This window comes from Vibrio sp. NH-7 (assembly GCF_053643215.1).
In genome coordinates this window covers 1,785,277-1,808,883 of sequence record NZ_CM132187.1, presented here as the reverse complement: position 1 = coordinate 1,808,883, position 23,607 = coordinate 1,785,277, and the positions used below count along the sequence as shown (strand labels likewise).

Genomic DNA, 23,607 nt, shown 5'->3' with positions numbered 1-23,607 from the left:
TAAAAATGAAAAATATCTTTTAGCGACGGTTAATTATTGACTGTCTGCAAGACCGTCTAAGTAACGCTCTGCATCAAGGGCTGCCATACACCCTGTTCCCGCCGATGTAATCGCTTGACGGTAGTTGTGATCCATCACGTCACCCGCGGCGAAAATGCCAGGGATGCTCGTTTGGGTTGCGTTGCCTTCTAGGCCAGACTGAACAATGATGTAGCCATCTTTCATCTCTAGTTGGCCTTCGAAAATCGCAGTGTTCGGCTGGTGACCAATTGCAATAAACGCACCCATGACATCAATCTGTTCAACCGCGTCTGAGCGAGTGTCTTTAATGCGAACGCCAGTTACACCCATATCATCACCAACTACTTCTTCCAGTGTGCGATCGGTGTGCAAGATGATGTTGCCGTTTTCAACTTTATCCATCAGACGTTTAACGAGAATTTTCTCTGCTCGGAAACTATCACGACGGTGAATCAGATGAACTTCTGACGCGATATTCGATAGGTAGAGCGCTTCTTCAACGGCTGTGTTACCGCCACCTACAACTGCCACTTTTTGGTTACGGTAGAAGAATCCATCACACGTTGCACATGCTGAAACACCACGTCCTTTAAACGCTTCCTCAGACTCAAGACCTAGGTATTTCGCCGAAGCGCCAGTCGAGATTATAAGCGCGTCACAGGTGTATTCACCGCTGTCTCCTTTCAGACGGAAAGGGCGCTCGCTGAAATCGACTTGATTAATGTGGTCAAACAAAATTTCGGTTTCGAAGCGCTCCGCGTGCTCTTTCATTCGATCCATCAGACCTGGACCGGTTAGTCCTTCTGGATCGCCTGGCCAGTTTTCAACTTCAGTGGTGGTCGTCAATTGGCCGCCTTGCTGCATGCCTGTGACAAGCACCGGATTTAAATTTGCGCGAGCGGCATAAACCGCGGCTGTGTACCCAGCAGGACCCGAACCAAGAATTAGTAATTTACTGTGTTTTACGTCGCTCATTTGTGCTCCATAGCGGTGACGCTTATTAATTTTTAACGCTTTCGATTATATGGGGGTAAACCGCCAGTTCACAAGAGATAGAACTGTAATAAATGGTTATAGATTAGAACGCAAACGTTGCCGTTCTTACGTTTGGGATAGGAGGTAAACCATTGAAATTATTTCGAAATGATTCCTTGTTAGTGAAGTCTTCTAGTTTTTTAGTTATGAATTGTTCAATATTGGTATCTATCACTAGTAAGTAATACATTAGTGGTTATTTGTATTTAATTTGTAAAAATGTTGGATATAAAAACTAAAAATTCTTGATTTGACGGAATAACTACGCAAATAATGGTTGTGAACAAGATGTTAAGAATAAATTACTTTATGTACACTCATTAAGGAGATGATGATGTTACATACTCGCGAAACAACCCTACAACTCACCAAACTCAGCGACAATGCCATTGCTCAACTTGCCCCATCATTTACTAAGTTACCAAACACGGAGCATGCAGATGGTCAGTATCGATTACGTCGGTACTCCGTCGTTGAATTTCGAGATGGCAAAGTGATCGATCTAAATAAAAACGAGTTTATGCAAACTGACGAGATCAATCGCTTTCAAGGTAACGTTGTTCGCCAATTCGAACCTGTAGAACAAACCACATTAGCAAGCGAAGGAATGCGCGAAATCTGCGAAGTGTTCGTTCAGGCAAATGGCCTTGCCAATGGGCAGGAGATCGAAATTCACCAAATTCGTATCTCAGCGGTATACGATGAAACACAAGTTGCGCCAGAGGGTGTTCATCAGGATGGGTTTGATCACATCGCTTTGATCGGTATGGGGCGTCACAATATTGAAGGTGGCGATATCATGCTTTACAACAGTTTTAATGAAGCGCCATTTTTCCGTAAAACGCTACAAAGTGGAGAAGTTGCCATGTTGGCTGACAACAAGCTTTGGCACAACGCGACACCAATCCGCTCAGTTATTGAAGGCGAAGCGGGCCACATGGATGTATTTGTATTAACAGCGAAGGAAGCGGTGAATGAACTTCACTCCTAATTTAGTTAGGGCGCAGTTTAGCGCCCTACAGCAGACTCACGATGATCTTCCAGTCATCTTTTTGGATGGGCCGGGTGGCTCCCAAGTGCCTCAGTCAGTTCTAGAGGCAATGAACGCCTACCTGGGTTTTTACAACTCCAACCTTGGTGGTCATTACTTTTCGAGCAAACGTACCACTGAGCTGATGAAAGATGCCCGTGAACACGCCGCTGCACTCGTGAACGCAGAGTCGGCTGATAACATCGTCTTTGGCGCCAACATGACATCACTCACTTTCCAACTGAGTCGCTCTATCAGTCGAGGTTGGCAGTTAGGTGATGAAGTTATCGTGACGGCGCTTGACCACTATTCGAATGTATCGAGTTGGCAACAAGCGGCAGAAGACAAAGGCGCTATTGTTCATCAAGCAAGAGTTGCAGAAGATGACTGTACTCTAGATGTCGAGCATCTGCTTTCATTAATCAATCAAAACACCAAGTTAGTTGCGCTGACGTATGCTTCTAATACCACGGGATCCATTGTCGATGTGAAGCGAGTGGTTGATGCCGCTCATCAAGTCGGAGCAATGGTTTATGTCGATGCGGTTCACTACGCGCCACATCATCTTGTGGATGTACAAAAGCTAGGATGCGATTTTCTCGCCTGCTCCGCCTACAAGTTTTTCGGACCGCATGTGGGCATTGCTTACGTTGCTCCGAAATGGCTTCAGACCTTGCAGCCGTATAAAGTTGAACCGGCAACGGATATTGGCCCAGGAAGATTCGAAACTGGGACACAGAGCTTTGAAGGGCTTGCAGGTGTGATTGCGGCGGTCAAATACTTGGCTCAATGGGGCTATGATGGTGACCCGTTACGAACACGTTTGGTGGATTCGTTTCAGCAGTTCAACCAACACGAATGTGCTCTGAGTGAGCGATTCTTGAAACGTTTGGATGAGCTTGAAGGCGTCACATTGTGGGGGAGAAAAGAAGCGGACAGTGCACTTCGCACGCCGACCTTTGCACTGACCTTTGATGGTATTTCTCCCGAGGAAGTGGCACGCAAACTCGGTGAACGCAATGTGTGTGTTTGGAATGGACACTTCTATGCATTGGGCTTGGTGAGGCAATTAGACTTGGAAAAATCGGGCGGTGTCGTCCGTATTGGCTTCATGCACTACAATACGCTCCAAGAAGTCGATTTCTTGTTTGATGAACTCAAAGCGATCCTCAACCCGTAACGATGAAAAAGACCTCCCAGTTGGAGGTCTTTTTTATGTCACTAAAAGCTAGCGGAATCCTAGCTACTGACTTCCACTTCGTAAGATGTGAATTTGCGAATGTTGATCACGCCAGTATCAAAGATCATGTACTGACCTTTAATTCCTTGAAGTACACCTGTCACTTCTGGGTTCTTATCAAAGTTGTGAGAAGTGATTTTGGTTGGATGCTGCGTTACCGGATATTGGATAGATGTGGTCTCTGCATTGAGCACTTCAATCGCATCATCACCAAATTGAGCACGAATTTGTGCGATTTTGTCTTCCACAAGCGGCAGCAACTGGGCGAACTTTTCTTCCAGCGCCATTGGTTCACCATCGCCTTTGAGCAGCGTGCGCCAATTGGTTTTGTCTGCAATATGCTTGGCGAGTTCTACTTCGATCAACCCTGAGATATGACGAGTTTTGACTTTAAAGATCGGCAAGCCTTGTGTGGCGCCTTGGTCAATCCAACGGGTAGGGATTTGAGTGTGGCGTGTAATACCGACTTTCAGGCTCGACGTGTTCGAAAGGTAGACGAAATGGTCCACCATGCAGTTTTCTTCCCCCCACTGCGGTTCGCGACACGTACCTTGATCGTAGTGACAAGTCTCAGGCTTCATGATGCACATGTCGCAGCTAGCGAGCTTTTTCATGCAAACAAAGCAGTGCCCTTGAGAGTAACTTTTTTTGGTTTTCTTGCCGCAAGAGCAGCAGTAAATACTACCGGTATGCGTCAGAGTCAGGGTTTGACCGATGAATGGTGCTAGGTCGATTTCTTCTTCTCCGACCGGAAGGCGATAGTGAACCTCGCTTTCGAGAGAAGCACGCATTTTATTTAGCGTACCTTTTGCTATTAAAGACATGACATTGCTCTTTAGTTTTGTGTTTTTAGCCGAGAATTATAGCAAAGCTGCGTTCAAAACGGTTTATCAACGCCAAAATAACACGAGTGTTAAAAATCATTTGTTTAAATAGCGGGCAGAAACGCAGGTTGTTTTAGGACTCACCTCAAGTTTTTATTGCATATGCATCAGTAAAAAAGAGATAAAATGGAACTAAAGTTGTAGTATTGCCAAAACGGCATTTTGTATCTTTAGTTGTTACTGCTAGGAATCCTCATTGAAGATCGTTCATAAAATCATTTTTTCTTTGGTGGTTGTTACGATACTCATCATGCAACTGTATTGGATGTATGGCAGTAGTCGTGTTTACACAATTTCCCCTGATGCTTATCAATTTCTCGCGACCAATGACCAAGTTGCAGGTGGACAGAGTCGTTCATCTATCCGAGTTGAGGACGGAAAAGCGATTCTCAGCTGCGAGTTGATCAAGTCAGCGAACTACGCTTGGCCTTATTGTGGCGTGTCTATTGGCCTCACTGACAAAATCTTTGAGGGCATGGACCTGACTCATTTTCATACGGTGAAAATGAACATTGACTTTGAGCAGATTGATCGTCCTGAAAGTCCAAGAATGCGTTTCTACCTACGCAATTTTAACTCTGCCTATTCTCAACCTGACAACGAGTACACACAAAAGTACAACGGCCTTGAATATACGCCGGGCTCGGGTGGGGGCTCAATCGACATTCCGATTAAAAACCTACAGGTGATGACATGGTGGTTGGTCGACAATAAAGTGCCAATTCAGCACTCTGCTCCTGAATTTAGCAATGTCACTAAAGTCGAGCTCGCGACGGGGTCGGGGCACAGTGAAGGTGAGTACCAAATGACAATACACAGTATTGAATTTATTGGGTACTACGTGTCTGCTGAAGGGCTGATGTTCGGTTTGTTGCTGTTTTGGATTTCACTTGCGTTGCTTTACAGCGTGATCGAGATTCGCCGCAGTCACAAACTGATTTTGCATGCGCACTTTCGTCAAGACCACTTACGCAAACTCAACAAAGAGTTGAAAGAGCAAAACATACACTTCGCTGAACTGGCGAATCGTGATGCGCTGACGGGCGCGATGAACCGCCACTCGATTCGTGATTGGTTAGATATCCATTACCCGGCGACAGGGCACGCCGGTAAGCGATTGTCGGTTCTCTATCTTGATATCGACCATTTCAAGTCAGTTAATGATTTGTACGGACATGCGATGGGCGACGATGTATTAAGAGAATTCACCATGGTTGCTTTAAGTGCGCTCAGTGCCAGTGACCGTTTGGTTCGCTGGGGCGGAGAAGAGTTTGTGGTGTTTTGCCCCGGAAGAGACAACCAAGACGCCGCTGAACTTGCCGAACGCATCCGTCATAAAGTGGAGTCACATATTTGGATTCATGGCGACCCACTGACGACCAGTATTGGGGTTGCCTCATTAGGTGACGAGCGAGTTAACGAAATGCTGACCCGCGCAGATGAAGCTCTTTACGTGGCTAAGCAACAAGGGCGTAATCGAGTTGAACTCAGTGAGTAGGCAACGCGGCTGAGGCTGCTAGCGGCGAGAGTTCAGCCTGAGGGTTTTCAGCCTGATGGATGGGCTCTTTAGGGCCGAGAAATTTGGGCTGAGTATTGGTGACATAAACATCAAGAAACGCTTTCGCCCGAGCAAAGACTTCACGAATTCGTACCTTTAACCCCGAATGACGAGACGGCCCCGGTACCGCAAAGCAATGAGCGTTGATGTTGTGCGAGTTGGCAATGAACAACGCACGTTCACAGTGAAACTTTTGCGAGATGATAAGAAAATCGTCGGTGTCAAAAATCTCTTTCGCGCGGACAACCGAATCTAGTGTGCGAAATCCAGCGTAATCAAGGAAGATTTTTTCCTCTGGAACCTCCGCTTTAAGCAGATCGCGTTTCATCGTCCATGGCTCATTGTACGAGCGATGGGCGTTATCCCCGCTAAGTAGAAAATAGTCGACTTTCTCTTGTTGAAACAGCGTTATCGCCGCATCAATTCGATGGCTATAGTACTCATTCAATACTTTGCCCAAGTATTTACTGGTGCCCAGAACAACCGCAACGTCAAAGTGTGGCAACGTTTGGTAATCAGTAAACAGTTGGTCTTTGGCTTGATGAGTGATCCAGCGGTCAGCTGCCAATAAGATTGCCGCCGATAAAACGCTGAGTATCAACAGATACTTAGTTGCCTTTAGCCCTAGCGCTAAATAAGAGCGAGTATTCTGATGGCGATGAAAAAGTCGTCTCACTATATCTGTTTGTTCCGCTGTGCCCATGTCCCGATAACAATAAAACTGACGACCACTGTGCTAAACATGATGCCAGCATCAAGATTGGCGAGTGTCCGAGACAGGTAAGGTGTTGCTTTCACGATGATTAAGCCGTAACCAAAGGCGTTAATCAAGATGAAAACAACCGTTCTGAGGACAAAGTTATAGTTTCGTAATGCGCGCCTAACCACTCTGTTTATTTCACCGCCAGCCATCACCAACAAACAAGCGATCAATGCGGTTGAAATCTCATTGAGGTAAGGGGTTAGATACGCGCCAGCAGGAGCAAGAAAATTGAATACATTCATAATGTAAACAGCCCCTGTTTTAGGGGCTGTATCGTAGCGTTAGAATGCCGTGCGCTTATAGCGGCGGTAAACAGGTTGCCAGAAGCTGCTGTCGATTGACTCTTCAAGAGCTTCATCCGTAATTTCAAGCGCAACGCCTTGCTCAATGGCTTTTTTGGCAACGGCGAATGCGATTTTCTTCGACACGGAATGGATCGCTTCAAGCGGTGGCAGCAATGCGCCTTGACCATTGATGGCCAGTGGTGAGCAAGTTGCCAGTGCGCGGCTTGATTCCATCAGCATTTCGTCAGTCACGCGTTTTGCTTGAACGGCAAGAACGCCAAGGCCAATCCCTGGGAAAATGTAGCTGTTGTTACACTGAGCAATTGGGTAGGTCTTGCCGTCAAGAACAACAGGATCAAATGGGCTGCCCGTTGCCACTAATGCTTCACCATTGGTCCAGCGAATGATGTCATTTGGTGTCGCTTCAACGCGGCTTGTTGGGTTTGACAATGGGAAGACGATAGGGCGAGCACAATGCTTGTGCATCTCTTTGATGACTTCTTCACTAAACAAGCCAGGAGCACCAGATACACCAATCAATACGGTTGGCTTAGCATTACGCATGACGTCAAGCAGTGAGTATCCGTTGCTCTCTGATTCCCAATCTGCGGTGTTGCTGTGCTTTTGCACCAGTCGCTGTTGGAAATCGAGTAGATTAGGCATGCCTTCCTGCAATAAGCCCCAACGATCAACCATGAATACTTGAGAGCGAGCTTGTGCGTCAGAAATGCCTTCCGATACCATTTGCGCGATAATGGCTTCCGCGATACCACAACCTGCTGAACCTGCACCCAAGAAGGTGACACGTTGCTCTGAAAGTTTGCTGCCTGCGGCTTGGCATGCTGCGAGTAGCGAACCAACCGTCACCGCAGCGGTACCTTGAATATCATCATTGAAGCAGCAGACGCGATCTTTGTAGCGCTCAAGAAGAGGCATCGCATTTTTTTGTGCAAAATCTTCAAACTGGATTAATGCATCTGGCCAGCGGCGTTGGACTGCTTGCATAAACTCTTCGACAAAAGCGTCGTATTCTGCGCCCGTAATACGCGGATGACGCCAGCCCATGTACATAGGGTCAGCAAGGCGTTGCGGGTTGTTTGTACCGACATCGAGTACGATCGGGAGTGTGTAAGCTGGGCTGATACCACCACACGCGGTGTAGAGTGCTAGCTTACCGATTGGAATACCCATACCACCGATACCTTGGTCACCAAGGCCGAGAATACGCTCGCCGTCAGTCACCACGATCACTTTCACGTTGTGGTTGGATGCGTTGTTCAAGATATCATCAATACGGTCTCGGTTTGCGTAGGAAACAAAAAGACCACGACCGCGACGGTAAATGTTAGAAAAGTTTTCACATGCCGCCCCAACGGTTGGGGTGTAGATGATTGGCATCATCTCAGAGATGTGGTTTTGAACTAATCGGTAAAATAGCGTTTCGTTGGTGTCTTGGATATTGCGCAGGTAGATGTGCTTATCCATATCATTTTCGAAGTTGCAGTACTGTTGATATGCGCGTTCAACTTGCTCTTGAATCGTTTCCGTATTTTCAGGCAACAGTCCTTCAAGATTAAAATATTTTCTCTCCTGTGCGGTAAATGCACTGCCTTTGTTGAGCAACGGAGTACTTAACAGTGCTGGACCAGCATAAGGAATGTATAAAGGGCGTTTATCGTTATTCATCACTTGCCTTAAGTAGGGTGTAGGGCCAATAGACCAATGGAAACAGGAACCCGAAAATGATAGGGATTCAAACCAGTGTTGTAAACTGATATTCCTGCAAACAAGGGTGGTTTCAAGATATACTTCACGGCCCTGCGGTTAACTTTAGACAAACAATGAACGACCTACCAATTAACGCCATAAAAACCACGTTTTTAGACCAGATTCAGTCACAGGATTTGATCGTTGAAGCCGAAACAGGATCGGGAAAATCGACCTGCTTACCGCTTTGGGCTGCGCAAACTGGTCGGGTGTTGGTTGTCGAACCGAGGCGCATTGCGTGTACGTCACTTGCCCAATTTTTGGCTGAGCAAAAAAGTGAGCCTGTCGGTGAGTCCATCGGTTACGCAATCAAGCTTGAGAATCGATTCTGTGAGGCGAGTGAAATTGTCTTTGTCACTCCTGGGGTTGCGCTTCGCTGGTACGCAGAAAACCAATTGGCTGAATTTTCGACGATCATTGTTGATGAATTTCATGAACGACGTTGGGATACCGACTTGCTGGTGGCTTTGCTCAAAAAGAGGTCAACACATCGGGTAGTGATTACCTCTGCGACGATCGAAGGCAACAAACTCGCCAAATATGTTGGTGCCGAGCGTTTGTTCGCAGAAGGGCGAAATTTCGATGTCGCGATAGGGTATCGCGCGACCGATTCACGACAGCTTCCTGATAGTCGACATCTAGAACAAAGAGTCAAAGCCGAAGTTGAAGCATTGCTTGATATGGAAGGGGATATTTTGGTCTTTTTACCGGGGAGAAAAGAAATCACTCAGTGCCAATCGGCTTTAAAGGCGATAGAAAATATAATTGTTGCACCGCTTCATGCTTCTGTGACTGATGAGCAGCGCCAAGTCGCTCTGACGGTTCAGTCGACTAAAAAAGTGGTTTTAGCCACCAACGTTGCAGAAACTTCCCTGACTATCCCCAATATTGTTGCCGTGATTGATTCTGGGCTTGAACGACGGACAGAGCAACGCAACGGTCGCACAACCTTGAGCTTAAAACACATTTCCAAAGCCAGCGCCAAACAACGCGCAGGACGAGCAGGGCGAGTAATGGATGGCATTTGCATTCGTCTTTATGGGGAACATGCGGCGTTGTCGTCGGTGACTCCGCCCGAAATGCACAGGGAAACGCTTACCGAAGCGATGTTGTGTGCCGCCGACTGCGGCTATCCACTGACTGCGCTTGAATTTCTCGAGCCGCTACCGCAAAAAGCACTCCATCAAGCGACCGGTGTGTTGACTTCGATGGGAGCAATCGATGAGCATGGTCTCGCGACGCCACACGGGCACAAAATTTCTCCATTACCGATAGACGCTCTATACGCCGATCTTGTCACGCGTATGCCAAGTAAAGCGTTGAAAGAGGCGATGGTCGACCTCACGGCAGTATTGGCAACGCCCGCAACTCTGTATCGAATGTCCTCAAATGAGGAATTGCTAGAAAAGCTGGATCAAGAGGAACCAGTCGGTTGTGACGGTGAACTAGCGATTCGTTTGGTGAGAGGCGAAACCCTAGCGGGAGTTACGGTAGAACCAGAGGTACTTAAAGAAGCTCAAGGCCTGGCAAGGCAGATGCGTGAAGCCTTTGAACTGCCGCAACTGTGCGTTGCTTCACGTTATGATCGCAATGCATTAGTGGAAGCGATTGTATCGCTGCATCCAGAGCTCTTGTTTGTGCGGCGAGAAAAACGCCAAGACGCGCTAGCAAACGGTGAGTTAGAAGTCTTGCTAGGACGACACTCTCGAATCAAATCACGCACCCAAGCAGCGATTATATTAGATACTCACAGCCTACCTGGGCGTGGTGTGAAGCAGACGCTAAACTTAGCGACCTTTGTGATGCCTGCAGAGCTAACTTTGGTTGAAAAGCTAGGAATGGGAGTGTGGCAGCAAGGTGAGGTGATTTATGATGATGGGAAAGCAATGCTGAACCTAGAGCTTCATTATGCGGGGCGCGTAGTCGCGCACAAACTGGAGCCCGCACAAGGAGAGTATGCAGTCAAACCGATATTAGAGCAGGTCAAGCGTGGTGAATTACTGCCTGGTTTCGCCGAACAGCGAACTCGTCAAATTGAGCATTGGAAATTGTATGTCGAGTTAGGTTTGGCAGGTGAAGAGACAGACATTGATCAGCTCAACTTTGACAGTTGGTTTACCCAACAGATTGATCTGCTAGAGCTCAGCGATGCCTCTGAGTTAGAAATTTTTGCTAGCGACGATTTTGTATTTGAGGGCGTTCCGTACTGGGAGTATGACGATTTCGCTCAAACTTACCCGTTTGAGTTGGCGTTGGGTGATTTGAATTTGACGGTCGAGTATCAGCCGAAAAAGAAACTGGTTTACCTAGTTTATAAAAATGGCTTGCGCAAAGGTGACCCTAAGCGTTGGGAGTTACCGAAATGGCAAGGGTGGCGAGTTCAATACAAGAAAGCCAGTCGCATTGTTGATGTTCGCTAAGTGAAATTATTTACAGGGTAAAATATTAAGCAACTGGATTCTTATATATTCAGGTTGTTCACATGTTGTTACAACGTTGGTTTTTATATAGCTTTTTCAAACGCTAAAGGGGTATAAAAGATGATTGTTTTATATCCTATTGCTATATCAAAGACCTTGATAGATATTAAGAACACTGTGTTGCCGTTATTACGGGGGATGATATGGAGCATCAAGGCAAGACAAGTGTTGTGTTTGACTATACTTCTTTTCTCGGAGCCTCATGCAGCAAGAGATGGACTTTCTTGGAAGCAATGAGCACGTTCGCACCAATTTTTAGCTTGGCGTGGAAAGATACGATTAAAGAAACGGTATCAGTAGAAGACCGCTTGTGGGAGCAAGCATTAAAGTCACTTTCAACCAGTCGAAGCGATGAAGTAAACATCGTGACTTTAGTTCAGCTTGCAAAGAGTGAAGGCATAAAAGAAATAAAACTCGTGATGCCTTACGAACTAGACAACGAACAAATAGAGAGAATGAGTAGCCGCGCACACGCAAATATTCAAAGACTCCAACAAGATGAATTTATGATCACCTTTTAAGGCCTCAATCGAGGCCTTTCTCTTTTCTCGGGTGTTTGTTTTCTGTATTGCAACACCCAATTTATTGCCTTCAGTCTCCATAAGTACCTAAATTAACGCTATATTGTAATTATAAATAGAGCATTTTCTTCTCTAAATTTGGTCAATTAAATCGCAGAGGTCGACATGGATGTGACATCAATATGGCGAGTTTTCCCCTTCGTTTTTGCCTTTTCAACGGCAACCTTCGCCCAACAAACAGAACCGACTTCACCTATTGATTACGATTACGTCTACGGCGAGGTCAGTGCGGGTTCGCTCAATGAGTATATCGGTGTCAATAGTGATGTCTCTTCCTTCGCCATTGGTGGTTATTACTCACTCAATCAATCATGGTTGTTAGCACTGGACTATGAAGCGCGGTTTATTCACCCTGAAACAACCACCACAGAGATATATACTCTTCTTCCGGGTGTCGTTTACCGATACTACATGTTCGATTCTTTTGATTTGCTCGCAGGCGTTAAAATGGGGTTGCTGTGGGCGAATCAGACCAACAATGAGACGGACAAGTATATTTCCAAAGATCATCGGTTTATGTTGGGCGGCAATCTGACCGCGCGATATCAGTTCAGTCCAAGCTGGAGCGCAGAAGGGAGCATGGAAGTGCGGCGCAGTGATACGTTAGATGAAGAAGTTTACGTTTTGAGAGCCGATTATGACCTGACGCAAAGAATCTCTCTTGGTGGGTATTACAAACATCGCCATAAAAGTAACGCGACAACCAATGAGGGTGGCTTGTCGATGCGATTTTATTACTGATCTTTGACCCATAAACAAAAAAAAGAGCCAGCAGTTGCTGGCTCTTTTGCGTCATTTGCTGTTAAAGAACAGCGGCAATACCTTTACACAGTGGCAGCATGTTTGACTTGGTCATACCTGCAACGCTGATACGGCCAGAGCCAACAATGTAAATACCAAATTCTTCTTTTAGGCGAGTGACTTGCTCTTTGCTTAGGCCTGAGAAAGAGAACATGCCGTTTTGACGCTCGATAAAGCTAAAATCAGCGTCGACGCCTTGCTCTTTAAGTGTTGCAACGAAAAGTTCGCGCATCTCTTGGATACGGTCACGCATTTCTGCAACTTCTGCTTCCCACTCTGCGCGTAGTTCAGCGTTATTCAGAATGTGAGTAACGACAGCACTACCGTGAGCTGGTGGGTTAGAGTAAATAGAACGGATGATGGCTTTAACTTGAGAAAACGCAGTTGTCGCAACTTCTTCTGATTCTGCTACCAGTGTGAATGCACCAACACGTTCGTTGTACAAACCGAAGTTTTTCGAGAACGAGCTCGCAACCAAGATTTCTTTATTGTGCTGTGCAAAAATACGCAGGCCTTGAGCATCTTCTTCAACGCCTTTAGCAAAGCCTTGATAAGCAAAGTCAAACAGCGGTAGAAGCTTCTTATCTGCGACCAGTTTAGCCAGTACTTCCCATTCTTCAGCTGTTGGATCAATACCTGTTGGGTTGTGGCAGCAGCCGTGTAAAAGAACGATATCACCGGCTGATGCCTTTTCTAGGTCAGCAACCATAGCGGCGAAATCTTTATCTTTTGTCTCTGCGTTGTAGTAGCTGTATTGAGCCGTCTCGATGCCAGCAGCGGTAAACACACCGTTGTGGTTAGCCCAAGTTGGATTACTGATCCAAATCTTAGCGTCACCCAGTTGGCGTTTAATAAACTCACCAGCAACACGAAGCGCGCCTGTGCCACCTGGAGCTTGTGCTGTTTTTGCAAGTTTGTGGGTAACGATGTCTGAATCTGCACCAAATAGAAGTTTTTGAACCGCTAGGCCGTACTCTGCCGTACCTTCAATGGTTAAATAAGACTTGGTTTTTTCTGTCTCGATCAAAGCCGCTTCTGCTTTCTTAACTGTCGCAAGAACGGGAGTCTCACCTTGCTCGTTTTTGTAAATACCAACGCCAAGGTTGATTTTCTCTGCACGAGCGTCTTTTTTAAACTCTTCAGTAAGGCCAAGAATAGGGTCTGCCGGAGCAGCAACTACTTTTTCAAACATATTGATCATCCGTGTTAGTCGAAGTGGGTATACCGCTATTTATACCTTTCTCCCTACTTGGGTACAACCGTTAATCAGAACAAAAGTAAACAAAATGGTTCGTAGACAAGGAAATAGGTAATAGAGGTTAGTTTTCGTAGTTTTTACGCTATGTATTGTAGGGGTGAATTCTACGTGAAAAATAAATTACAAATTTGTTAGTGCACAATAATGATTATCAATTGCATGCATATATTGATGCGGTTCTCATTTTGCAAGTTAGGCTCTTCAATTTTGCAGTGGCGTTTATATTTTGTGATCTCATTTATAAAGCTAATTAAGGGTAAGGGAATGATTTCTAGAGTAAATGGTTTGGCCTTTGCTATCACTTCGGCGGTAATGCTGAGTGCATGTGGTGGAGGGAGCAGCAGTGACGGAGGTGCACCAGTTGGCGACTCGAATAGCGGGGGCTCGACGGGGAATTTATCGACCTATTCTGGCTCTTTAGTGATTCCACAAAGTGTAACCTCTAGGAGCGCTCGAGCTATTCAACCCGAAGTTTTCGCAAGCTACAGTAGTACTTGCCCTAACGTGCCTGATGGTTATGAGCCTATGGCAAACGCTACGGTTGCTATGAAAGATGCAGATGGCAACCAGTTGGGAGAGTCGACTACCAGCGATACTTGTGGTTTGTTCAAACTGCAGATGACTCAAGATGAAGGCGTTGATGAAAACTCAGTGATTAGCGCAAGCCTAGCTGGGTATAAAGAGCTGAAAGCACACGCTCAAAACTTCGAACAGGGAGCTGATGACGTGTCAACTGACGCAATTGCGTCTACCATACCTGCGTCTGCGACGTATTTGATCAGTGCTATCCAAAAAGCAAGTGGTGATGAGCTGATGTTTTCAGTTACAGATACCGTTTCTAATAATGCTGTTATACAGTTAACCAAGGCTGCATTTAAAGTCAGTGTAAATAATCAGCCGTTAACCATTTCGTCGTTAAACACATCTGATCAACTTGGTGTTGCGAGTAGTAATGTCATTTCTCTTGATGCAAGTGGCTCTATGTTCGGACAAGTTCGAGACGAGAATGGTGATGCTGTTATTGATTCGAATGGATACGCCTATACATTGCATCGCCTTACTGCATTGGCAGCGCATCAGTTCATTTCAGAGAAAAGCTCAGCTGATGAAATCGGTGTGATGGCATTCGACAGTAGCGTCGAACTCATTAACAATGCATTACTTGCTCAATACAATTTGTATGATGAGAATGATGCGGATATCACATTTGACTATTCTGATGAAAACTTTGTCATCGACAAAGCCAAATTGCATTTTGCTGTCGACATGTACAATCCAACATCACCGTTGTGGATGGATAACTTCTATGATGCGAAGCATACTGGTCGCACTGACAACGTTGACTCTATTGGTAGTGGTTATCGATGGGGTGGTGGTACAGAGTTAGAAGGGGCTATCAATGACTCTTTAACTGCACTGCAGCAGCGCAGTAATGCCATCAAGCGTACTTTTGTAATGACAGATGGGAACAGCTCGTTTGATGATCGACAAGCGCTGATTGATACCGCTGTCGCTAACTCTATTCCAGTACATGCCATTGCTGTTGGTGCTGGCGCGAATGAAACTGATTTGAAAGTTATTGCAAATCAAACGGGCGGAACGTACTACAAGATAGTAGATGGCCAAAACCTTGTCGGTATTTATTCTTCATTGCAGACTACTATTAAATACGCTTACTTAGCGAAATTGAACGCGCCTCTTCAAGCCGGTGATGAGGTTAAACTTAGTTTAGAGATCAACGGTGAAACAGTAGAACGAACAATTACACTTCAGTAAATAATAGAGCGCCTACATTATAGGCGCTCTAATCTTTCAGTTGTTATTTGCTTAGGACGCTCGAATAAGCTCCAATTCGTTTTCTTTTCGTTCCATCTCTCGGTACTTGTCTGCGATGGCGACAAATTCATTTTCGATGGCTAGGAAAGCGTCAACCAGCTCTGGGTCAAAATGGCGACCTTTGCCTTCTAGGATGATCGATTTTGCTTTGTCGTGGCTAAAGGCTTTTTTATAAACGCGCTCAGAAATTAGCGCATCATAAACATCAGCCAGCGCCATTAAACGGCCAGAGAGTGGGATATCTTGACCTACCAATTGATTGGGGTAGCCTGATCCATCCCACTTTTCATGGTGCGTGAGCGATATCTCTTTTGCTAATTGAAGGAAACTGTTGCTCCCTAGCTGCTTCTCCGCCATCGACAGGGCTTTGGCCCCAATTTCAGGGTGGTCCTTCATGATTTCAAACTCTTCGTCCGTCAACTTACCCGGCTTGAGCAAAATACTGTCTGGAATGCCGACTTTACCAACATCGTGGAGAGGAGCGGATTTATACAGCAGTTCGATGTAGCTAGGCGTCAAAAGCGCTTTATGATGTTCAAATTGGCTTAGGTAGTTAGCCAGAGCGCGAATGTATTCTTGGGTACGTAGAATATGGGCGCCCGTTTCGTTATCGCGGGATTCTGCAAGTGCCGATAAGCTCACAATGGCCACATCTCGCGTGGTTTTTACCTCTTCCTGACTTGATTCTAAGCTATCCAGCATTTCATTGGTGAGTGACGCCATTGAGCCAAGCTCATTGTGCTCGAAGATTGGCAAGCGAGTACCAATATTGCCTTTGGCGACATCAATAAGAGAGCACTCCTGCGCAAGCAGGATTTTTTTCATTACTCTCGACCACAACACCATTATGGTGATCGCGTACCCACCTAGTACCAATGAAATAAAGATGAACTCTTTAATCACGCTGATCTTACCCGTTCCATCGAGCACTCGTTCAGGGTTGTGCTCTAGCCAAAAAATGTCTTTAACGGCGATCATGGTGAGCATGGTAGTTAAGGTGATGAGTAGCAAGCTCACCATCATAATCATCTGCTTGACTAACGATTGGCGTTCGCCGGTCAATTCGAATGCATAAGCCTGTTGTCCTTTAAGTTGTTCTAGTTGAGTGAGTTTGGCGATTAGCTCCAAGATAAGTCCAGTAAAAAAACCGAACAGCGTCATGCCAAACAGCACTTTAAGATTGCTATCGAGGGTGAAGTTATATTGCAGGTTGTAGAAGATAGCTAAAGGAATGCTGGCAAAAAAGAATAGGGTAGCATCAAGTCGAGCAAAGCGGTTTTCTTTAACCAGTGAGTGGTCCTTGAGCAAAAAGTGTCTGATCAAGTACACACCAGTGAAAGTGACGCAAATATGAAACAGTATCTCGCTAGCGGTAAGCGACTCTAACATAGGGCACACTCTGCCCCCGTACGTGCCAAAAACCAGTGCCGCGAGCAAATACAGCTTTAGTGTGAGGGATGCGTTGTAATTCGAGTCGACCATTTTCTCGCCCTTGCGTTATCACGACTTCCTTTGTGGGGACTTTAGACTTCCATTGCCTTAATTAATAAAAAGACCGGGAATCATAACTTCAAATTTCGTAAATGAACACTCATTTACAACATTAGTACTAATACCAAAGGACTGGTTGAGGATTTGCTAGGGCAGAAACAAAAAAGTTGCGTGTTTGATGCACGCAACTTTTGAGGTCGTTTAAGGCTGGGTTATTTCTTCAAGTTAATTTCTGATTCTCGAGCCTGTGTTTCGATATCAGGGTTAGCGTTTAGTTTGCTTTTTGCCCATTCATTAAGATGAGAAAGGATCGCTTTCACAGCGTGCTTTTCTGTAGGTTGTTCGCCCTGAGGTAGGTCAAGCTCAGTTTTTGGGTGAGAGCCGGTCGCGTCTTCTGCGATATGTAGCCAATCTGGGTGCCAGTAATACGGTTGACCAGAAGGAGATGTCCAGCTGTGAACGCCGTTGCTTTCGCCTTTGTATTCGATGTCGGTCTCGTTATATTTTGTCATTGTATTCATCCAATCAATAAGGTTATTTAGTTCACTAATACGCAGTAAATGTAACAAAGTCGTAAATAATTAATGTGATAAACCTCTATAAATTAAGCGTACCAAGGAGAATCGATAATCGTTTCGTGGTCTAGCGCTGACTTTGTGACACGTTGTGATATGTTTGCCTGATTGATGAGAGGGAAGTATGAATCGCTATCAAGAGCTGGCTAACGAGATTAAGCAGCAGATCCTAACTAATACTTGGCGTGCAGGGGAAAAAATCCCGTCGGTACGTAAAACCAGTCAAAACTACTCACTCAGTGCATCAACGGTATTGCAAGCCTATCAATTGCTTGAATCTGAGGGGTGGTTATTGGCAAAGCCTCAGTCGGGCTATTTTGTGACTGCACAAATGGAACGACAAGCGTACGAAGCTCTTCCTAGTATTCGACCCGCTTATAATGATGAGTTGTACGACTTTTTGCAGACCAACGTTCAAGCGGCGGTGTCGTTTGGTTCTGCACTTCCAGACCCAAACTTATACCCTTTTGATAGCCTGACTCGGCATTTGGCGAGCGCAGGGCGTAAGGTGTCGGCTCGTGCGATCATTGAAGACATGCCTCCAGGCAATGAAGACTTGCGCCGTTTAATTGCCCAACGCTACTTGAATCAAGGTGTGAATGTTTCTCCAGACGACATCATCATCACATCAGGGGCAATGGAAGCACTTAATCTCAGCTTACAGGTCTCTACTAAACCTCAAGACACGGTCGCGATTGAGGCTCCAGCTTTTTATGGAGCGCTTCAGGCGGCGAAGCGGCATCATCTTTCTGTTGCGACGATACCGATTGATGGCCAAAAAGGGCTCGACCTACAGAAGCTCGAAGCAGCATTTAGGCAAGGTGTGAAAGCGTGTTGGTTGATGCCCAATTTTCACAACCCAATAGGGGTGACGCTCAGTGATGAAATGAAGCGAACCATTGTCCAACTCGCTGATCAGTACAAGGTGATTCTGATCGAAGATGACGTTTACTCTGAACTCTATTTTGGTGACATAAAGCCAAAGCCGCTCAAGTATTGGGATACTCAAGATCGTGTGATGACCTGTGGTTCTTTTTCTAAATCGCTTTGCCCTGGTTACCGAATCGGTTGGGTCGTCACTCGTCAATTTGGCGAGAGAATTCAGAAGCAGCAGCTCATATCAACGCTCTCCGGAAGTTCGCCCATACAACAAGGCATCGCGCATTACCTTCAGTTTGAGAGTTATGACAATCATTTGCGCAAGCTTCGCAAACAGTTGCAAGAAAGGCAGCGGGTTTACTTGGACTATATCCACGCTCACTTTCCAGAAAACTGCCAAGTTTTGCAGCCAGCTGGAGGCTATTTCCTCTGGCTAAAATTGGACAAATCGGTTGACAGCTATGAGCTATATCATGCGCTCAAGAGGGAAGGTGTATCGATCGGTTATGGGCGATTGTTCAGCTCTCAACAACAGTACCAAAACTGCATAAGGTTGAACGTTTCATTTACGTTTGATGGCGAGATAGAAGCGGCGCTCAAGCGGATTAGTGATTTGCTGCAAAAGTAACGGAACATTCTGTTTGGCTGTTTTTCGTCACAACTGTGTTGCAGTGAATCGCTTGTTTCATGTTTCAATGACTTGGTATTTGAAAGTTGAGGTTAAACATGGAAAAGCAGAGTAGTAAACACGAGTTTCGGTTAATCGGTATCGCGATTGTCTGCGCGGGTTTGTTGGTGTTTGGGCACGTTATTCTAGCCAAATCTTTTGCAGGGCTCGCTTGGACTGAGTACACCGCAGCAGCGATACCTTTTGTGATGTTAGTATTATGCTGGCTAAGCATTCGTTATGCTGCGAATGCGAATGCGGATACGAGCAGTTGATGTAAATCAGCCTCTTTGACCTAGAGGCTGAATGTTCTATTGACTGTCTCGATCATTTAAGTGATTAATAATTGCCTGTTTTGCGTGCTCTTCGGTTGCTGTCTCACCTTGGGCGAGGTCCAGTGGTTTTTGGGCATGTAATCCAGTTATGTCTTCCGCAATATGTAACCAATCTGGGTGCCAGTAATAGGGTTGGTCACTGTTTGGGTGATCCCAACTGTGAACACCTTTTTCCACACCATTGTAGGAAAGATCTTCGATTTTAAAGAGTGCCATTGTTATCTCCTGCCAAATTTCGCTTTCCTAATTACCTTAGTGCTATCTCAGCAAAATTTCTAATCGTAAATCTGGTAAGTAAGAACTCATTTAAAACGCGTTTATTGCGGGAACTCTAGGCATAAAAAAACCTCCACGAATGTGGAGGTTTATCGATTCTATACGTTCTAATTTTGTTTAGAAGTTCGCAGAGCGAGGAGTACGTGGGAATGGGATAACGTCACGTACGTTGCCCATGCCAGTTACGTAAGAAACGAGGCGCTCAAAGCCTAGACCAAAGCCAGCGTGTGGCACTGTGCCGTATTTGCGTAGGTCACGGTACCAGTTCATGTGCTCAGGATCGATGCCTACTTCGCGCATACGCTCATCTAGGATCTCCAAACGCTCTTCACGTTGAGAACCGCCGATGATTTCACCGATGCCTGGTGCAAGTACGTCCATCGCTGCAACTGTTTTACCGTCATCGTTCGCACGCATGTAGAATGCTTTGATGTCTTTCGGGTAGTTCTTCACGATTACAGGCGCTTTGAAGTGTTCTTCCGCTAGGTAGCGCTCGTGCTCAGAAGACATGTCGATACCCCATTCAACTGGGAACTCGAATTCTTTACCTGAGTCTAGAAGGATTTGGATTGCGTCAGTGTAGTCCACTTGTGCGAAATCAGAAGAAACGAACTGTTCTAAACGCGTGATTGCTTGTTTGTCGATACGTTGAGCGAAGAACTCAAGGTCATCGCGGCACTCTTCAAGTACGGCTTTGAATACGAACTTCAACATATCTTCGGACAGTTTTGCGATGTCGTTTAGATCTGCAAACGCAACTTCAGGCTCGACCATCCAGAATTCAGCTAGGTGGCGGCTAGTGTTTGAGTTCTCAGCACGGAAAGTAGGACCAAACGTGTATACCTTGCTTAGTGCACAAGCGTAAGCTTCAGCGTTTAGCTGACCAGAAACCGTTAGGAACGTCTCTTTACCAAAGAAGTCTTCGTTGTAATCCACATCGCCTTTATCAGTGCGAGGTAGGTTTTCCATGTCTAGCGTAGAAACGCGGAACATTTCACCCGCACCTTCTGCATCAGAAGCTGTGATTAGTGGAGCAGAGACCCAGAAGAAACCTTGCTCGTGGTAGAAGCGGTGGATCGCTTGAGATAGGCAGTTACGAACACGGGCAACTGCACCGATAACGTTAGTACGTGGACGCAGGTGCGCAACTTCACGTAAGTATTCGATTGAGTGACGAGTTTTTGCCATTGGGTAAGTGTCAGCATCTTCAACCCAGCCTACAACTTTAACGTCAGTTGCTGCTAGCTCGAAGTCTTGACCTTTCGCAGGAGATTCAACAATCTTACCGGTTACTTCAACAGAACAGCCAGTCGTTAGCTTAAGAACTTCGTCGTCGTAATTATTAAGATTATTAGGGACCACGGCCTGAATCGGGTCGAAACAAGAGCCGTCGTAAATGGCAAGGAAAGAGATTCCAGCTTTGGAATCACGACGTGAACGGATCCAGCCACGAACAGTTACTTCACTGTCTACTGCTAGCTGACCTTTCAAAACGTCTGATACAGGCGCGTAAGTCATGTTTTAAATATTCTCCATTGAGGTAAAAATTCAACCCAATGTTAGGTGGTGTTCACTGTATGTGATAACCAAACATTGGGTTGATTAGAATTTTACAGATTCAATGGAACATATTACCTTTCAATTTGTTCGCATCAACCTTTATTCGCTTGAATAGAAGGAAAAGTTGCTTAAAAACCACTATTTTCTCTGCGAAAGGGCGAACTGATTGATAAGTGATTCCAAATGCTCCGAAAGTTGCTCAAGATTCATACTAATATCACGAGTCTTAGCCGCTGAGTGAGACGTTTCATCCGCATGTTGGGTGATCACTTCTACCTTGCCTTGAATTTGTGTGTTGATCTCAGTGGTGCTGCTGGTTTGATCTTGGATGCTACGCGCATGGGCTAAGGCTTGTTGCATCTCAGAGACCACTTCGTTCATCGCAAGAGAGAGCGACTCCACTTGATTTGAACGCGTATGAGCCGTTTCACAGACTGCATCAACTGACGTTAATGATGTTTTGCTGTCTTTTTGGAACTGAGCAATGATGTTTTCGATACTGCCTGTTGCCTCTGCAGTTCGGCTGGCTAACTGGCGAACTTCGTCTGCAACCACAGCAAAACCTCGTCCTTGCTCTCCTGCTCGTGCCGCTTCTATCGCTGCATTTAATGCCAGCAAATTAGTTTGTTCCGCAATGCCTTTAATGACCTCAAGAATGGTGGAAACTTCGGCGGTTTGGTCGTTCAGTTCCACGATGTTGGTTTTGACTTGTTCAATATCGCTGACAAGATTTTTGATTTCTGCACTGGCCGTGTGCGCTTGGCTCGCACTTTGTTCTGCGATTGACGTGGTGTGTTTGATCAGTTTTGAAGCGTCGTTCGTGGCTTGGTCTACTTGAAGTTGTTGCGACTGCATTTGCTCAATATTGGCTTGGACGTCTGCGGTCTCTTGCTGCTGATTGCTAGCCGCCGAGTCAGTGACTTGGGCGACTTGAGTTAACTCTGCTGCGCTGCTCGCGACTTTGTGCGAAGTAGTTTGAACCTTGGTCAAGCTGCGATTTACCGTGTCCATGAAAGAGTTGATCGCGCCAGAGAGCTGACCAATTTCGTCTTTTTGCTCACTGGTTAGGCGCAAAGAGAGATCTTTCGTTTCACTGACGCTTTGCATAAACCCAGAGGTTTGTTGAATGGGTCGAACGATGATTTTGCGAATTAACGTTAGCGTAATCAAAAAGCCAACCAGGCCAAAAGCGGACATTATAGCAAGTGCAATCAAGGTACGCTGGCTTATCATCGAATTGACATGGGACAGATTATATTCCAATCGGATTGCGCCTAGCACCTCACCTTCGGGCGTGATATGACAGCTAACACAATTGGTTCCACGATAGTCTTCGCTGGATTTCATTGGTAGGGCGACGACGATACCTTGACCCCAATCGGCGCTGTAGGGCTCGATGACGAGTTCACCCGCCAATGCACGGCGGTCAATGTCATCTTGTGGTGATTGATTAGGTTGCCCGGGGCCGTAAAATTTACTCACCGTGTCGGCACGTAACACCCGCACTTGTTCAATCCCATCTTGAGCGAGGGCTTTCTGGCGCAGTGTCTCTTTCTGAGACATGGTCCCCGTCAGCATCATCATATTTAAGCTGTCGAAGTAATTGCTTGCTTTATCATGAAGTTGCTCACTAAGAACAGAGTTCAACAGCTCACGTTGCTGCAAGTATTGGTAAGCTGTTGAGGCGGCAAGAACTAACCCAAACACACTGACTAATGTAATTAATAATTTTGTTGTTATAGATAGGCGCATTGCTGAGTAAACATCACTTTGATAACAATAGACTTTCATATGTTCGTCTACTCAATTCCGGAATGAAAGTATGGGAATAGAGTATTGTGATTAAAATAGATATTGATTGATGTAAATGTGATGTAAATATCGTGTAATCAAAAAAATGACATCCTGTCAAAAAGTCGACTGGCGAGACGAATCCCTTTCTGTCAGTGGATGAAAGCGATAAACAACTAAACTGATGCATTTGTGTTCAGTTGATAAAAACGCCATTGCAATCGATGGCTAGATGGCTAAGATGATTTGACCCACGTTGGGTACGCAGCATAGGATTTGCTGTTCTCGTATAATGGATTGTCTAGCTGTAACGGACATCTTAATGATATTCAAAATAACCACACCAATTATCGAACCGACCGAGGGGTCGCCCCACAAAAAGAAGGCACTTTCAGGTTCTATCTTTTCTTTTCGCTTTGTTCGCACATCTTCGCGTCTTTTCTTCTCTGCTTTCTTTTTTAAAGCTCGCTATTCGTATTGTTTTTGATTGTTAGC

General features: G+C 45.7%; 20 protein-coding genes. 9 read left to right on the top strand and 11 right to left on the bottom strand.

Translation table 11 applies throughout. The features are described from left to right. Window positions 1-33 precede the first annotated feature (33 nt). Window positions 34-996, bottom strand: a complete 963-nt coding sequence (trxB, locus tag ACUALS_RS08365; RefSeq protein WP_454448153.1) for a thioredoxin-disulfide reductase — start codon at window positions 994-996, stop codon at window positions 34-36. Window positions 997-1,387: 391 nt separating this feature from the next. Here trxB and ACUALS_RS08360 point away from each other — a divergent pair, with 391 nt between their 5' ends. Next, window positions 1,388-2,047: a 2OG-Fe dioxygenase family protein gene (locus tag ACUALS_RS08360; RefSeq protein ID WP_038134312.1), complete on the top strand. Its 660-nt coding sequence runs from the start codon at window positions 1,388-1,390 to the stop codon at window positions 2,045-2,047. Next, on the top strand, window positions 2,031-3,266 hold the full coding sequence (locus ACUALS_RS08355) for a cysteine desulfurase-like protein (RefSeq protein WP_454448152.1): 1,236 nt from the start codon (window positions 2,031-2,033) through the stop codon (window positions 3,264-3,266). Before ACUALS_RS08360 ends, ACUALS_RS08355 begins: the two co-directional genes overlap by 17 nt. 59 nt (window positions 3,267-3,325) lie before the next feature. On the opposite strand, the gene ACUALS_RS08350 is transcribed toward ACUALS_RS08355, so the two are convergent. Continuing rightward, window positions 3,326-4,150: a DUF2797 domain-containing protein gene (locus tag ACUALS_RS08350; RefSeq protein ID WP_454448151.1), complete on the bottom strand. Its 825-nt coding sequence runs from the start codon at window positions 4,148-4,150 to the stop codon at window positions 3,326-3,328. Between the two features lie 256 nt (window positions 4,151-4,406). Between ACUALS_RS08350 and ACUALS_RS08345 the strand changes: the two genes are divergently transcribed. Further along, window positions 4,407-5,708, top strand: coding sequence for a GGDEF domain-containing protein (locus ACUALS_RS08345; RefSeq protein ID WP_231566214.1), 1,302 nt, complete (start codon window positions 4,407-4,409; stop codon window positions 5,706-5,708). On the opposite strand, the gene ACUALS_RS08340 is transcribed toward ACUALS_RS08345, so the two are convergent. Genes ACUALS_RS08340 through ACUALS_RS08330 form a run of 3 tightly spaced genes read right to left on the bottom strand, consistent with a single transcriptional unit; the run spans window position 5,698 to window position 8,501 of the window. Then, window positions 5,698-6,444, bottom strand: coding sequence for a SanA/YdcF family protein (locus ACUALS_RS08340; RefSeq protein WP_454448150.1), 747 nt, complete (start codon window positions 6,442-6,444; stop codon window positions 5,698-5,700). The two genes, ACUALS_RS08345 and ACUALS_RS08340, sit on opposite strands and share 11 nt — an antisense overlap. Further along, the gene (locus ACUALS_RS08335) at window positions 6,444-6,773 is read right to left on the bottom strand and encodes a DUF3392 domain-containing protein (protein ID WP_039626911.1); all 330 of its coding nucleotides are present in this window, start codon (window positions 6,771-6,773) and stop codon (window positions 6,444-6,446) included. Before ACUALS_RS08335 ends, ACUALS_RS08340 begins: the two co-directional genes overlap by 1 nt. A 39-nt stretch (window positions 6,774-6,812) precedes the next feature. Beyond that, the gene (locus tag ACUALS_RS08330; RefSeq protein WP_005471895.1) at window positions 6,813-8,501 is read right to left on the bottom strand and encodes an NAD-dependent malic enzyme; all 1,689 of its coding nucleotides are present in this window, start codon (window positions 8,499-8,501) and stop codon (window positions 6,813-6,815) included. Between the two features lie 155 nt (window positions 8,502-8,656). Here ACUALS_RS08330 and ACUALS_RS08325 point away from each other — a divergent pair, with 155 nt between their 5' ends. The 3 genes from ACUALS_RS08325 (at window position 8,657) to ACUALS_RS08315 (ending at window position 12,384) form a co-directional block, all read left to right on the top strand. After that, entirely contained in the window at window positions 8,657-11,002 is a 2,346-nt protein-coding gene (locus tag ACUALS_RS08325; RefSeq protein ID WP_454448149.1) for a helicase-related protein, read from the top strand. 203 nt (window positions 11,003-11,205) lie between these two features. After that, window positions 11,206-11,583 (top strand): hypothetical protein, encoded by a 378-nt coding sequence (locus tag ACUALS_RS08320; protein WP_038134322.1) that lies wholly within the window; start codon window positions 11,206-11,208, stop codon window positions 11,581-11,583. A gap of 165 nt (window positions 11,584-11,748) precedes the next feature. Then, a complete protein-coding gene (locus tag ACUALS_RS08315; RefSeq protein WP_454448148.1) occupies window positions 11,749-12,384 on the top strand; it encodes an outer membrane beta-barrel protein in 636 nt (211 codons plus the stop codon). Window positions 12,385-12,445: 61 nt separating this feature from the next. On the opposite strand, the gene ACUALS_RS08310 is transcribed toward ACUALS_RS08315, so the two are convergent. Further along, a complete protein-coding gene (locus ACUALS_RS08310; protein ID WP_038213856.1) occupies window positions 12,446-13,636 on the bottom strand; it encodes an amino acid aminotransferase in 1,191 nt (396 codons plus the stop codon). A 330-nt stretch (window positions 13,637-13,966) separates the two neighbouring features. Here ACUALS_RS08310 and ACUALS_RS08305 point away from each other — a divergent pair, with 330 nt between their 5' ends. Then, window positions 13,967-15,478, top strand: coding sequence for a vWA domain-containing protein (locus ACUALS_RS08305; protein ID WP_454448147.1), 1,512 nt, complete (start codon window positions 13,967-13,969; stop codon window positions 15,476-15,478). Between the two features lie 51 nt (window positions 15,479-15,529). Here ACUALS_RS08305 and ACUALS_RS08300 read toward each other — a convergent pair whose 3' ends face one another. Both ACUALS_RS08300 and ACUALS_RS08295 read right to left on the bottom strand, forming a co-directional pair. Beyond that, entirely contained in the window at window positions 15,530-17,020 is a 1,491-nt protein-coding gene (locus tag ACUALS_RS08300; RefSeq protein ID WP_454448146.1) for an HD-GYP domain-containing protein, read from the bottom strand. 221 nt (window positions 17,021-17,241) lie between these two features. After that, the gene (locus ACUALS_RS08295) at window positions 17,242-17,541 is read right to left on the bottom strand and encodes a hypothetical protein (protein ID WP_038134328.1); all 300 of its coding nucleotides are present in this window, start codon (window positions 17,539-17,541) and stop codon (window positions 17,242-17,244) included. Between the two features lie 187 nt (window positions 17,542-17,728). On the opposite strand from ACUALS_RS08295, the gene ACUALS_RS08290 reads away from it, so the two are divergent. Further along, the gene (locus ACUALS_RS08290; protein WP_454448145.1) at window positions 17,729-19,111 is read left to right on the top strand and encodes an aminotransferase-like domain-containing protein; all 1,383 of its coding nucleotides are present in this window, start codon (window positions 17,729-17,731) and stop codon (window positions 19,109-19,111) included. A 98-nt stretch (window positions 19,112-19,209) separates the two neighbouring features. Continuing rightward, entirely contained in the window at window positions 19,210-19,425 is a 216-nt protein-coding gene (locus tag ACUALS_RS08285; RefSeq protein WP_454448144.1) for a hypothetical protein, read from the top strand. A 36-nt stretch (window positions 19,426-19,461) separates the two neighbouring features. Here the strand turns inward: ACUALS_RS08285 and ACUALS_RS08280 are convergent, their stop codons facing one another. From ACUALS_RS08280 to ACUALS_RS08270, 3 genes are all read right to left on the bottom strand, one after another. Next, a complete protein-coding gene (locus tag ACUALS_RS08280; RefSeq protein WP_005472123.1) occupies window positions 19,462-19,701 on the bottom strand; it encodes a hypothetical protein in 240 nt (79 codons plus the stop codon). 177 nt (window positions 19,702-19,878) lie between these two features. Then, window positions 19,879-21,279: an asparagine--tRNA ligase gene (gene asnS / locus ACUALS_RS08275; protein WP_005472038.1), complete on the bottom strand. Its 1,401-nt coding sequence runs from the start codon at window positions 21,277-21,279 to the stop codon at window positions 19,879-19,881. A gap of 180 nt (window positions 21,280-21,459) precedes the next feature. Then, complete coding sequence (locus tag ACUALS_RS08270) at window positions 21,460-23,073, bottom strand: methyl-accepting chemotaxis protein (protein ID WP_454449241.1); 1,614 nt, start codon at window positions 23,071-23,073, stop codon at window positions 21,460-21,462. Window positions 23,074-23,607 lie beyond the last annotated feature (534 nt).